This window comes from Kitasatospora sp. NPDC054939 (assembly GCF_053610105.1).
Genome location: NZ_JBSGXP010000036.1, coordinates 46,059 through 59,052, shown reverse-complemented (window position 1 = coordinate 59,052; position 12,994 = coordinate 46,059). Strand labels below are relative to the sequence as shown.

The following is a 12,994-nucleotide window of genomic DNA, read 5'->3' as shown; positions in this document are numbered from 1 at the left end:
ACAGCAGCGCGTTCACGACCTCACGCAGGTCGCAGGAGCCCGGGTCCCCGGTCGCCGACCGCGACACCCGCTCCTGCTTCCAGGCGGTGACCAACGGCTCGATCAAGGCCCACTGTCCGTCGGACAAGTCTGTTGAGTACGGCATCCGTTCCATACCTCGACCCCATCATGCACACGACATGCGAGTCGGTCTGAATGCCTCCGTACCCACGAACGGGCGACACCAGATCATCCAGAAACGGACTTAACGTCCTCTGAAGAACGCCACGCACGTATGGTCTGCCGAATTCAGCACGCCAAACCCTGTTCCGCCCGTCCAGGCGGCCAGGTGACTGAGGGCGTGCCTGGCCGAGCCCAAGCGGCTCCACCACCCCACCAGAGGGAGACCATGCACGCCCGACCCCGCATTCCCGCCGTAGGCCGGCTCTCTGTTCCGACCCCGACCGTCACCGCCGGTCCCGCGCAGGAGGCCGATCCGGCACCGGAGTTCGACCTCCTTCACAGCGGCTGGTACTCGACCGAGGAACTCGCTGAACTGCTGACCGTCGACCCCTCAACCCTGCGGCGCTGGCGCTCCGCCACTCCCCCGCAGGGACCGCCCTTCGTGCAGATCGCACCCCGGCTCTACCTGTACAGCATCCCCGACACCCAGGTGTGGCTCGCCCAGAAGCGCACCGACCCATCCAAGGCAGCCTGAATGTCCGACCACACCCAGCTCATCCCCATGGGTGTCAAACTCACCACTGACATCGAACACCGACCCGACCGCCGCCCGGAGTTCCGCTACCGCGCCCGCGTGCGCTGGACGGACCCCAACGGCGGCGGCCGCAAGTCGGCTTCTTCCTCCGTCCCCACGGAGCAGGAAGCCGAGGCATGGATCTCCCGCATGGAACGGGCCGCAGGACGCGGCATCACGCCCAGAACCCTCACCATGACCCTCGCCGAGTACGGCGACGAGAACTGGGACCTGGCAATGCGCGGCCTGGAGACCACCACCCTCGACCCCTACGGCGCCGGCTGGAAGCTACGCGTCGTCCCGGTCCTCGGCCACATACCCGTCGTCAACATCACCAACGGCATCACTGACCGGGCCCTCCACTTCTGGGTCGCCGACGGACTCAGCGTCGCCTCCGTCAAGAACAGCCTCGCCCCGCTCGTACGCGTCATGGAGCAAGCCGTCCGCGACGGCCTCATCGACTTCAACCCCTCACGCATGAGCGGCTGGCAGCGCCTCTACAAGAAAGCCGAGGACGAACTCGACGACCCACGCTGCCTCGCCCTCAACGACTGGGACGCCCTCGACGAACTCGCCAACGCCCTGGTCGAGCGCTCCCACAACCACTACCGCGGCTGGGGCGACATCGTCCGCTTCGCCGCCTGCACCGCCGCCCGCATCGGCGAAGTCTCCGGCGTTCGCGTCAAGGACATCAACCGCTTCGACTGGACCTGGGACCTGTGCCGCCAGACCACCACCGCCCCCGGTGGCCTCATCGACAAAGGCACCAAAGGCAAGCGACGACGCACCGTCCCCATCATCGAAGAGATCCGCGGCCTCGTGAACTGGCGCATGAACGTGGTCGGCAACGACCCCATGGCCCGCCTCTTCACCGGCCCGCGCGGCGGCCGCATCACCACAGCCATCCTCCGCGACGCAACCCACTGGGACGAAGTCGTCGTCAGCCTCGGCTACGAGTACCTACGTCGGCACGACCTCCGCCACACCGGCCTCACCTGGTTCGCCGACGCCGGGGTCCCCATCCACGTCCTCCAGAAGATCGCAGGCCACGGCCACATCACCACGACCCAGCGCTACCTTCACCCAGACAAGAGCGCCATCGAAAACGCTGGCCGGACCCTCAGCAAGCACCTGGCAATGGACCGTCAACTCGTATCTGACCTCCGCGAAACCGCTATCACGAGCCCGAACACAGCCGAGGCTCGGGTCCGCCATCTACGACTGGTTCAGTAGCGCCATCGGCTCGCGGGCTTCACACAGAAGGTTGAATTATCGTCAGGGGCGCGGCAGCGCGGTGTGAGAAGAAGGACAGACAACGACCTCTCGACGCGGCGTGGGTACGCATGCTCGGCCGCGAGCAAACGGCATGCAACATCCAGGGGAGCCTACGGGCAGCTGGAATCCATGTTGAACCCAATGAAATCCGCGACCGAACTGACCATGGGAACTCAAGGGAGCCTGGCGGCCGGATGACAGCACCCAACCACTCGCCCGGGAGCGACGCCACCCCGCCCCACTATGTCTTGTCCTTGAGGCGACGGATGGTGCTGACCACGGTGGCCGCGTGCTTTGGGTGGGTGAGGTAGGAAGATAGCAGCTCGAGGCTGTGCTGGTCACCTACACGGGCCAGGAGCTGGATGACAGATTCGACGGCCTCACGAATTAGCGGGTAAGGGGCAAGCGTGGTGGTTTTCTCTGGGGATTGCAGACCATGGTGGAGGATGTCGCGCACCTCCTCTGCGAAGCAGTCCAGGATACGGCCGAGAAGAGTCTGATCCAGTTGCCGGGTGAAATACGTCGCGTGGTGGAAATGGTGGAGAGGGTCTACGGCAGCTTCCCGCAAGGGGCCTGTGAGTTGCGCCCAAAGTGGCTGGCACCGTTGCGATAGCTCCTCCTCGGTGAGACCTGGGCGGGACATCCAGAAGGCAATCTGCCCATAGCAGCGCCATGCGTCTGCGTCCAGGCCATCATGGCCCTCCAGGAGGGGCGGAGGAGTGGTGAGATGGGCGGCGCACCCGCGAATGCCTAGAAGGTAGCAGCGCACCGCGTCTTGGATGAACGGGCCACGCAGGTCGAGCTTCCCGGCCCAATACTCGAAGGCGGGCAGCGCTGCGGCACTGCCCCGTTTGATCAGCTCCTGGAGGAGGACATCGGTGTACAAGTCCACGTCGCTGCCGACGAGGGCGAGCACGTGCAGGGCAATGAGCTGATCTTCGCCGAGAGCTGCGAGGACTTCGGAGAACGGCGCTGCGACGGTGTCCTCGAACTGGCTGTACAGGATCCAACGAGCCTTCTCGCCAGCGTCAAGAGCCTGCGGGCACGAGAGGATACCGGCGACCTCATCCGCGACCTCCGTGGGGGAATACGGGGACTCGATCAGGCCATAGATATTCAAGGCGTCGACAAGGACTGTCGACACCCATACGTTGTCCGTCTGCAGCTCCCCAAGCAAGGTGGTGATTGCTGCTGTCGTATTCGCGTCTGCTGCTGCCCTGACACCGATGGCGAGGTCCATTGCCGCCATCTGCAAGTGCCCAGCGCCGCTGGCCCATGACTGGCTCATCACCTGAGGGGCGAGCCGAGCGGCTTCCGGGTCGTCGGTGAACCGCAGCAGCATGCATGCCAGCATCAGCACGCCGATGTCCTGGAAGCAGGACTCGCGTACCAGCTTGCTCACGCCCCGCACAAGACGCTCCTGCGTCTGTTGTCCCAGCTCACGGCGCGGCCACGATGCTTGAACCGAGTACAGGATGACGTCGGCAGGCAACCTGTCTCCGTCGGCAGTAACCGGCCCATACATGGTCGCCGCGATCAGCGAAGGCAGGATGCTCTGGTGGCGCAACGAGGTGTTCTCGGCTCCTCGCCAGCACGCAGCTTCGCTCTCTCTTAGAAGGGCGGCAAGCTGGTCTAGAAGATGGCCACCTCGCACGGCCAGACCGATACCGCCCAGCAGTGAAAGATCCGCAGGACTCCATTCCTGCGGCGGCACCACTCTGTAGCGGAACTCGTCAACGAACGTCACCTGAACGCCAGCCGTTGCCGCTGTGGCCCGGTCCAACAACTGTGAGGCATCCATCATCGCCACCTCGAAGGCCAACGCACTCAAGCGGCCAGCAAGCGCCTCACCGGCCAAGCCACTGTCCGAAAGACCTCGCAAAAGATCCCGCACCATGCTGGGATCGCACATAAGTGGAACAACCAGCGACCCCAAGTCCTCACGCTGCGGTGCCCTCAATGCGGACACAAGGTCCTCGACTGTCTCCGCCCTCCACAGCAGTTCCTCCGCTGCCAGAAGCCGGCCGAACAGTTCATGCTGAAACGCCACACGCTGCTGGCGCACCTGAATCAGCGGCGAGCCCAGCACCTCGTCCAATAACCTGACCGCAACATCCTGTGCAGTCAGCACTCGCACGGCAAGTCGCTCAGCTTCCCCCAGATCGAGCCACCCAACCATCCGCTCATCCATCAACAGCGCCCATTGCCGCAAGATCTGCCGCACCACCGCAGGAGGTGCCTCCGCTGCACGCAGCCTGTCGCGAATGAACGCATCCAATAGCCCACCCCGGCCCGTGCCGACCGGCAGCTGATTCGCCAACTGTGCCGCCAATGAGAGCTCAAAGGCGGTCACGAATGCCTCGTAGCCCTCGTCGATGCGCTGGGCACCGTACGACTGCAGGAGTGCCACACGCTCATCGACGTTCGGGGTAGCGATGGACAACTGAACCCCTATCAATGCGCTCGGCATCGACACAGATTCCTGGCTGCTTCCCACCAGAGTCGCCTCCGCGCGGCGGCACCACCCGCTCACTTGCTGTACCAGCTGCTTCCGCAGTGGTTCCGGGCACTCATTGATCGCATCCAGCACCACCACTACCGGCCACTCCTGCCGTCGGGCAGCTGCGATCAGCTCGCCCGCTGAATGGCTGGTGAAGGGTTTAGCCGCCTCCTCCAGCAACTCTTCGAAGTGTCGGCCCTTGCCATACGTACCGGCGTGGACAAATAGTGGCAACCAGCCTGAATGAGCCAGATCGATGGCGACATGCGCGAGTGTGTGACTTTTTCCCGCCCCTGACGGACCAGTCAGCTGCACGTGGCGCCCCACCCGCAGCCAAGAAGCCAGATCGGCTGACGAGACGACCTCCTCCGACCCCTCCAATTTAAGCCACGCCGGAACGAGTTCATGCAGGCCAGAAGCTAGGTAGTCGGCTAGCTCCGCCCGATACTCCCCCAGCGTGCTGTCCGCCGCGCATCCGTCTCCAGCCCCCACGGCCGGCCTCAGAGAGCGGCAGAACACTTCCGCAGTCGCCTCGCCGAAGAACCTGCACACCAAATCCGGCAACTCCCGCAGGATGCCAGACAGCTGCTGTTGATCCCACAGCTCGATTTCAAGATCTCTGTGCTGCTCGCGCAGCTTCGCCAGCTCTGTGAGGACCTTGGTGTCGGAGGCGTCGGCAGTGGTAACCACCACTAGACGACCGGCCGAGAATGGACGGCGACCTTCGGTATAGGCCTTGACGGCGCTCCGCAGATTAGCTGCCGTAAAGGTCGCATAACGCTTAGCCTGATACACGGAGGCGGGCTTCGCGTCGAAGAATGCCACGACATCAATGCCCTGCTGGTCCTGTCCCCGCCGCCCATACAGCCTGGCTTCCCGTGCCTGGTCGACCTCCCGCGCCAGTGCAACAACCAGGTGCTCCACTGCCTCCCACGAAAGATCACCAGTGTTGAGCAGCACCGGAGCTGTTGTCGTCAACGCAGGGGGCAGTGGCACGACTGACGAGACCAAGGGATGCCCAGGCCCCAAGATCTCTCCATCCAACCCCCGCTCACCACCAACGCCGCCTATAGCTCCCCCTCTTTGGTACCGCAGACGACATCAACGCCGCACGTCAGACGCCCTGGGCGGCATCGACTAGGATCGCCGCAATCTCGCGCATGGGATCCCATCGGTCATCCAACGGCACTTGTCCAACCTCGGCAGCTGCCAGCAGGTCATCGATCCTAGTCTGGACGTAGGCCTTACGGGTGAGTTCGCCCTGCAGCTGCCCAACGGACCCATTCAGTGCCTTCCATCGCACCTCAACCGGACTCCCGTCAGGTCCTCGCAGGCAGTCCAAGCCAAAGTAGAGCTCAATCGAGCAGGCTCGGCCATTAATGTCGTCCGTCTCGTCGCCTCCGGCTATCGGATAGCTGCGCGCATAGTCGAGATCAGGCAGCCGACGAATGCTGTAGTTCCTGGGAAGCGCAGGTTTGGCGGCCACCTTCTCCGCCGCGAGACCCGCCGCGTCATTGTCAACAAGCCCAATGACTCGGTTCATGACACCTGCGGCCGCAAAGCTCCTCAGGTTCGCAACAACTCGGTCTGTCCCACCAGGAGCCTTGGTTTCTCCGAGATCCCAGAACTTGAAATAGCCGGCTATGTCAGGCCGGACGATACGAAGAGCACGCGCCAGGACCCGGGAGTCGAACTTTCCTTCGGTGATGACAATGATCGGGCCACTACTTGCCGTTTCATCCCGCAGCTGCTGAAGGGCCTCGGTGGACACGGCCTCAGTGCTCTTGAAGTAGCCAGCTGAGAGCAGGTCGCTCAGGTCGAGCTGCAGCACCGTCTGCGGTTCCTGATTGCGTAGGACCAGTCCAAGGAACATCCGCGGGTCGGCATCAAGCTCGTCGAAGAAGAACTCGAGCTCCCGGAGGCAGCAGGCTTCCAGCTCTGTCAGCTGGGGTTGTCCATCCCTCACCGACGACGCCCACCAGGGCGCATCTGCTCGCTTGAGGTACGCCTCGAGGCCTATATCAACCACCTGCTCGGCCGACACCCTGTGGCTGGCTCCCGCGCTACCCAGCCCGCCAGACGTGGCGAGAACCAACAGACCGTCCTCGAGGTCCTCTTCTCTCAGCTCTGCGATGTCTCTCGCCATCTCCCGACGACATCGCTCCGGAGAGAAGCCCATCAGGTTAAGACGTGTAACGATCACCTCAACTGTCGTGCGGTAACCGAACCTCTCCCAGACATAGGCGAATTCCTCCTCGCCCTGGTCACCCTCGTCACCCCAGTCATCCTCCTCACCAGTGTCGTCGAACTCAACACTGCCCTCGCTCACTTGGTCCGCCGGCAGCGCATAGAGTTCGTCGACTCGGCTGGCCCATTCGACGTCCATGTACTTGTCTTCCTCCTGGAAGACCGTCATCAGCTTGGCGGGCGTCTCGTTCTTCCCCATCCTGATCTGCTGGCCTGCCAGCAGAAGGTGCCAGCGATCGCCCATGCTCTCTCTTTCATCCACGTATGGGTACGGCTGCTGGGAATCTTCCCCCGTGCGAGAGGCCGAGCCAAGGGGTGACAGGCAGAGGCGACGAACCCGGTCAGCCCACGCGCTCTTCCCAACGGCCTTCGGAAGCTGGCGGTTGCCCAAGCCGGGCTGATTGCGCGTGAGCTGACACTGCCACTGCCCAGCCGGTGCGGCACCACAGCGTCGCCTCGACCTATGGAAACACGGGCTCCTGGTCCCTACGCGGTCCCCGCAAGATCATCTATTGACGGCGCCACTGGCACCCGGGCCCTGGCAGCGGGCAAGACAAAAGGCCGCTGACCTGGGATTCCTCCCGGCCAACGGCCTCCGACATCACTGTCGGGACGACAGGATTTGAACCTGCGACCCCTTGACCCCCAGTCAAGTGCGCTACCAAGCTGCGCCACGTCCCGTGGTCTCGTGGCCTTGCGCCGTGGCCTGGGGGGCTGGGGCGGGTTGGCTTCTCGACCTTGTCTCCGGTGTCCCGGCGACGTGGAAAACAATACAGCACGTCGGGGGGTGCTCGCTGCCGGGTTTGGGGTTCGGGTCGCGGGTGGTCAGGGGGTCGCGGGGGTCAGGGGGTGGGGTGGCGGGAGTCGTAGCGGAGGAATGCGGGGCGGCGGGCGGCGAGGAGGAGGACGGCGGCGACGCAGGCGAGGCCGCCGGTGACGACGGAGACGGTGAGGGTGGTGAGGGAGGCGACGGCGCCGGACTCGAAGTCGCCGAGGCGGGGGCCTCCGGCGACGACGACGATGAAGATGCCCTGGAGGCGGCCGCGCATCTCGTCGGGGGCGGCGACCTGCATCATCGTGTTGCGGAAGATCATGCTGATGGTGTCGGCGCAGCCGGCGACGGCGAGCAGGAGGAGGCCGAGCCAGAGGTTGCGGGCGAGGCCGAAGGCGGCGATGGCCAGGCCCCAGGCGGCGACGGCGGCGAGGACGGCGGTGCCCTGGCGGTGGATGCGGCCGACCCAGCCGGAGAAGAGAGCCCCGATGAGGGCGCCGACGGCGGGTGCGGCGCTGAGGAGGCCGACGGTGGCGGCGTCGCCGCCGTAGAAGGCGACCGCGATGGCGGGGAAGAGGGCCCGCGGCATGCCGAAGACCATGGCGGCGAGGTCGGCGAGGAAGCTGGTGCGCAGGTTGGGCTGCTCGCGGAGGAAGCGCAGGCCGTCGAGGACGGAGGCGCGGCCCTTGCGGTCGCCGAGCGGACGCATGGCGGGGAGCCGCCACATGGCGTAGAGCGTGGCGGAGAAGGCGACGGTGTCGACCAGGTAGGCGGCCTGGGTGCCGAAAGCGCCGATGAGGAGGCCGCCGAGCATGGGGCCGACGGTGAGGCCGAGGTTCATGCTGACGGTGTTGAGGGCATTGGCGGCGGGGAGCTGGTGGGCGGGGACCAGGCGGGGGATCATCGCCGAGCGGGCGGGGGAGCTGAGGGCGAAGAACCCGGCCTGGAGGGCGACTGCCGCGTAGAGGAGAGCGACCAGGCCGAGGCCGGCCATGGCCTGGGCGGCCAGGACGGCGGAGACGAGGGCGAGTCCGGCGGCGCCGATGACGCCGAGGCGGCGGCGGTCGACGGTGTCGGCGATGGCGCCGCCGTACAGGCCGAAGGCGATCAGCGGGACGAGGGAGAAGAGGCCGACGAGTCCGCTGGCGAAGCTGGAGCCGGTGAGGTGGTAGACCTCGACGGCGACCGCGACGGCGGTCATCTGCTGGCCGATGGCGGAGACGGCCTGGCCGAACCAGACCCGGCGGTAGTCCGGGTTGTCGCGGAGCGGGCTGAGGTCGGCGAAGGCCCGGCGGTACCAGGGGGCGTGGACGGCGGGGATGTCTGCGGCAGACGCGGTGACGGACGGGGCGACGGCGGACGGGGGCACGGCGGCGTCCGGAGCGGCGGCATCGGGGGCGGCCTGGCCCGGTACGGGCTTGCGTACCGGGCCGGCGGGCTGATCGGCAACGGAACCGGCGTCGGGGCCGGCCGCAACCCCGGGGGGCGCAGCGGCAGCGCGTCGAGCGGCGGCGCCGACGGCAGAAGCGGCGGCGGAGTCGGTGGCGGAGTCGGTGGCGGAACCGGCACCAGAACCGGCGGCGGTCGAATTGGCAGGATGATTGGTCGACACGGCCCCTATCGTGGCGGACGACCGTTCCCGTGCCACCTACCGGGTCAGGACCTGCTTCTCCCCCGCTTCGACCGCCATCGGCAGCCGGTTGCCGGGCGGCGGGAACGGGCAGATGAAGTGGTCCGCGAAGGCGCAGGGCGGCAGGTAGGCGCGGTTGAAGTCGACGACGGTGCGGCCGGTCGGGTCGGGGGCCGGGAGGGTGATGAAGCGGAAGCGGTAGGTGTCGTGGCCGCTGGTGGCGTCGGCGATGACGCCGCTGAGCTTGTTGCCGGAGAGGCTGACCGTCAGGGTGTGGTGCTCGCCGGCGACCGTGAACGCGATCGTCCCGGCGACGGCGAGCGGGCGCTCCTTGCCGTCGGCGTTCGGGACGACGACCGACTGCGCCGCGTCCGTCTCGAAGGGGGTGAAGACCGCGGGGACGGCCCACTCGGGCGAGTACGTGTAGGCGGAGATCCCGGCGAAGGCGGCCCGGGCGGGGGCGTCGGGGTCGAAGACGCGCAGCGCCAGTTCGCCCTCCCGCTCGATCGGGACGAGCAGCAGCTCGCCGACGGCGGCGGTGTCGGCGGCCGGGTCGGAGTCCGGGCGGAGCAGCACCTCGCCGTCGACGGGGGCGTCGCCGCCCGCCAGGGTGATGCCGTCGGACGCGGCGGCCCTGAGCCGGACACCCTCGGCGTCCGTCCACCACTGGCCGGGCAGGCCGGGGATTGCGCCGGGCTCGGGCTCCAGCCAGTGCGTGCCGGTGAGGGCCAGCTGGCCGTGCGGCGAGCTGACGGTGGCCGCCCGCCCGTCGCTCCAGTGCTTCCATTCCTCTGCGGCTGTCGCCGTCATCGAAAGTCCCTCCCGGTCGGTCCGTAGGTGTCCGAGGTTCCGAAGTGTCCGAAGGTGCCGTCAGTGTCCGAGGTGCACGGGCCGTGCCGGTGGAACGACCCGCGCGGCCCGTACGACGCCCAGGAGGCCCAGGACGACTGCGACGCCCGGAACGCCTGGGACGCGTACAGCCGTACGGCCCGTGCCACCACCACTACCCACCTCAACACTCACCGAGGGGGTCGATCATTCCCCGGCCGGTCCGCCGAGCCGCCTCGCCCGGGCCGCCGCCCGGACCGGCTCACCCACTCAGCGGACGGAACAGGCCCTCCTGCACCACCGAAACCACCAGCCGGCCGCTCCGGTCGTAGATCTGTCCGCGGGCGAGGCCGCGGGCTCCGTGGGCGATCGGCGACTCCTGCTGGTAGAGCAGCCAGTCGTCGGTGCGGAACGGGCGGTGGAACCACATCGCGTGGTCCAGCGAGGCCATGTCGAAGTTCCGCTCGCCCCAGAGCGGCTCGACGGGGGCGCGCACGGCGTCCAGCAGCGTCATGTCGCTCGCGTACGTCAGAGCGCAGACGTGGATCAGCGGGTCGTCGGGGAGGGAGCCGTTGGTACGCAGCCAGACGCCGCTGCGCGGCTCCACGCCCTCCAGCTCCTCCTTCGTCCACCGGAGCCGGTCGACGTAGCGGATGTCGAAGGGCTGGCGGCGGCTGATGAACGGGGGCAGCTCGCCGAGTCTGGACCCGACCTCCTCCAGGGCGCTGGGCAGCTCCTCGGGGGCGGGCGCCTTGGGGACGGTGTGCTGGTGCTCGATACCGCCCTGCTCGTCGACGTGGAAGTCGGCGGTCAGGGCGAAGATCGACCGGCCGCCCTGGATCGCCAGCACCCGTCGGGTGGTGAACGAACGGCCGTCGCGGATCCGGTCGACCTGGTAGACGATCGGCACGCCGGGCACACCGGGGCGCAGGAAGTAGGCGTGCAGCGAGTGGACGGGCCGGTCGCCGTCGACCGTGCGCCCGGCCGCGACCAGCGCCTGCCCGGCGACCTGCCCGCCGAACGTGCGCTGCAGCGCCTCCTCGGGGCTGCGCCCGCGGAATATGTTCAGCTCGATCTGCTCCAGATCCAGCAGTGCGACGAGATCGTCGACGGGGCTACCCATGTGCGTTTCCTCTCCGGTCGCCGCCCGCCGGAAGCCACTCCCGCCCGGACGGCCTTCTTCGGCCGCTGCCAGCCGCTCCGACTGTCCCGACCGTCTTCAGCCAACGGCAAACAACCTTCAGCCAATCGAATTCTCCAGCGCCCCCCGGAATTCCCGCACACCAGGCCACCTCCCCCGGTTCACTCGAACGAGCGACCGAGCCGCAGACCGGGGACCGGAGCCGAGGCGGGGACCGGGAACCGAGTCGCAGGCCGGGAGTCGAGGACCCGGGGGAAACCGGGCCACCCACCGCCCCCGCAGCCGACGCCCACAGCGGTCACTCCGCCGGGATCCCCGATTGCCGGACGGTGATGTTGAGCCGCCCGGTCAGGCCGAGCGCCGGATCGGCCGTGCCGGGCAGGGTGCGGACCACCCCGTGGTAGGCGAAGCGCGAGGGGCCGCCGAAGACCAGCAGGTCGCCGCTGCGCAGTTCCAGATCGGTCCACGGGCGGGTGCGGGTCTCGGTGTTGCCCAGGCGGAACACACAGGTGTCGCCCAGCGAGAGCGAGACCACGGGGGCGTCGGCCCGTTCGTCGCGGTCCTGGTGGAGGCCCATCTTCGCGCCGTGCGGGTAGTGGTTGACGATCGCGATGTCCGGGGCGTAGCCGTCGGCGCCGGTAATCGTGCGGCGGTACTCCCCGTACGCCTCGGCGACGGCGCGACGGGCGAGACTGCCCAGTCCGGCGGGGAACGGCTTGACGGGTGCACCGTCCTCGGCGGTCCGGCGGTAGCCGTAGGGGTACCAGTGGAGGCCGAGGCTCACCATCCGGACCGACATCATGCCGCCGGTGGGCATCCGGACGGCGTGCATCCCGGCCGGCGGACGGGCCCACGCGCGGCACTCGGAGACCAGACGCAGCTGGGCCTCGCGGTCGAGCCAGCCGGGCAGCAGCACCGCACCGGGTGCGGGGTCGAGGCGCTCGCGCGGGGCCTCACCGACGTCGTCGCCGAGGTCCTCACCGAACAGGGCCCCCTGCTCGTGGTCGCCCGCACGGCCCGGAGGCGCGCCCGCGGCGGCACCGTCCGACCCCGCCGACCCCGACCCCGACCCCGTACGACCCGAACCCGAACCCGAACCCGCACCGTTCCGCTCCACGCGTCCATCCTCGCGCAGCGCGGCCGCCGCGGCCGGTCCGTCACCCGGCCCGGCCACCGCCGACCCACCACCGGCCCCGGTCACCCCGGCCCGATCATCCCGATCTGCCGTGCGCAGTCCGGCCAGGCCTCCCAGCCCTGCATGCGGAGGATCTGCTCGGCGACCGTGGTCTGCTCGCGGCGGCTGGCGCGGTCGGGGCGGCCGGCGTAGTCCAGTCCGCCGGCTTCCTCCCAGGTGGGGGGCCAGATCTGCAGGCCGCCGTAGTAGCCGTTGCCGGTGTCGGCCTGCCAGTCGCCGCCGCTCTCGCACTCGGCGAGTTCGTCCCAGACCATGTCGGCGACGACGGGTGAGAGCCTTCCCGCGCCGGCGGCGGGCGCCGTGACCGGCGCCAGGACGGGCGCGGCGACGGCAGGGGCAGGCACGGGTGCCAGCAGCACGACGGCCGCGGCGGCCGGAACGGTAAACCGTAAGAACGATTCCCGGTTGATCCCATGAGACGCATCGGACACAGCAGCCGACCCTAGGCAGGTGGTGTGCCGGCCCGTCCCGACACGCCGTACACGCCGAAGGCCGCTCCCCCGCACAGCGGAGGAACGGCCTTCGAACAGAGCGCATCGCGAGGACGGTGACACCGACCACCGACCACCGACCGGACGCCGCCCGAACCGCTCCGGCAGCCGCCCCACAGCAGCGGCCGGAACTACGGCGTCGGCATCAGCCCCGACCGAGATCAGGAGCCGGACACCAC

General features: G+C 68.0%; 9 protein-coding genes, 1 tRNA gene and 1 pseudogene. 2 read left to right on the top strand and 9 right to left on the bottom strand.

Features of this window, described 5'->3' with window-relative positions:
* Positions 1–154 (bottom strand): annotated as a pseudogene (locus ACWGB8_RS13540) (IS5/IS1182 family transposase); the annotation flags it as partial.
* 234 nt (positions 155–388) lie between these two features.
* On the opposite strand from ACWGB8_RS13540, the gene ACWGB8_RS13535 reads away from it, so the two are divergent.
* Both ACWGB8_RS13535 and ACWGB8_RS13530 read left to right on the top strand, forming a co-directional pair.
* Positions 389–697, top strand: a complete 309-nt coding sequence (locus ACWGB8_RS13535) for a helix-turn-helix transcriptional regulator (RefSeq protein WP_452213229.1) — start codon at positions 389–391, stop codon at positions 695–697.
* Positions 698–1,969, top strand: a complete 1,272-nt coding sequence (locus ACWGB8_RS13530) for a tyrosine-type recombinase/integrase (protein WP_452213227.1) — start codon at positions 698–700, stop codon at positions 1,967–1,969. It abuts the gene before it with no gap.
* A gap of 283 nt (positions 1,970–2,252) precedes the next feature.
* Here the strand turns inward: ACWGB8_RS13530 and ACWGB8_RS13525 are convergent, their stop codons facing one another.
* The 8 genes from ACWGB8_RS13525 to ACWGB8_RS13490 form a co-directional block, all read right to left on the bottom strand.
* Positions 2,253–5,471: an NACHT domain-containing protein gene (locus ACWGB8_RS13525; protein WP_452213225.1), complete on the bottom strand. Its 3,219-nt coding sequence runs from the start codon at positions 5,469–5,471 to the stop codon at positions 2,253–2,255.
* Positions 5,472–5,625: 154 nt separating this feature from the next.
* The gene (locus tag ACWGB8_RS13520; protein ID WP_452213223.1) at positions 5,626–7,002 is read right to left on the bottom strand and encodes a HEPN/Toprim-associated domain-containing protein; all 1,377 of its coding nucleotides are present in this window, start codon (positions 7,000–7,002) and stop codon (positions 5,626–5,628) included.
* Between the two features lie 363 nt (positions 7,003–7,365).
* Positions 7,366–7,439 (bottom strand) — tRNA-Pro (locus ACWGB8_RS13515).
* Between the two features lie 161 nt (positions 7,440–7,600).
* Positions 7,601–8,899 (bottom strand): MFS transporter, encoded by a 1,299-nt coding sequence (locus ACWGB8_RS13510; RefSeq protein WP_452213221.1) that lies wholly within the window; start codon positions 8,897–8,899, stop codon positions 7,601–7,603.
* 279 nt (positions 8,900–9,178) lie between these two features.
* Complete coding sequence (locus ACWGB8_RS13505) at positions 9,179–9,970, bottom strand: DUF1684 domain-containing protein (protein ID WP_452213219.1); 792 nt, start codon at positions 9,968–9,970, stop codon at positions 9,179–9,181.
* Between the two features lie 280 nt (positions 9,971–10,250).
* A complete protein-coding gene (locus ACWGB8_RS13500; RefSeq protein WP_452213217.1) occupies positions 10,251–11,111 on the bottom strand; it encodes an acyl-CoA thioesterase in 861 nt (286 codons plus the stop codon).
* A gap of 316 nt (positions 11,112–11,427) precedes the next feature.
* Positions 11,428–12,117, bottom strand: a complete 690-nt coding sequence (locus ACWGB8_RS13495) for an alpha-ketoglutarate-dependent dioxygenase AlkB family protein (protein ID WP_452213239.1) — start codon at positions 12,115–12,117, stop codon at positions 11,428–11,430.
* A gap of 209 nt (positions 12,118–12,326) precedes the next feature.
* Positions 12,327–12,668, bottom strand: coding sequence for a transglycosylase family protein (locus ACWGB8_RS13490; protein ID WP_452213215.1), 342 nt, complete (start codon positions 12,666–12,668; stop codon positions 12,327–12,329).
* Positions 12,669–12,994: the final 326 nt, after the last annotated feature.

Excerpts from the sequence above, each read along its gene's own strand:
- ACWGB8_RS13500 (WP_452213217.1), bottom strand. The coding sequence starts at position 11,111 with ATGGGTAGCCCCGTCGACGATCTCGTCGCACTGCTGGATCTGGAGCAG.
- ACWGB8_RS13535 (WP_452213229.1), top strand. The coding sequence starts at position 389 with ATGCACGCCCGACCCCGCATTCCCGCCGTAGGCCGGCTCTCTGTTCCG.
- ACWGB8_RS13520 (WP_452213223.1), bottom strand. The coding sequence starts at position 7,002 with ATGGGCGATCGCTGGCACCTTCTGCTGGCAGGCCAGCAGATCAGGATG.
- ACWGB8_RS13530 (WP_452213227.1), top strand. The coding sequence starts at position 698 with ATGTCCGACCACACCCAGCTCATCCCCATGGGTGTCAAACTCACCACT.
- ACWGB8_RS13505 (WP_452213219.1), bottom strand. The coding sequence starts at position 9,970 with ATGACGGCGACAGCCGCAGAGGAATGGAAGCACTGGAGCGACGGGCGG.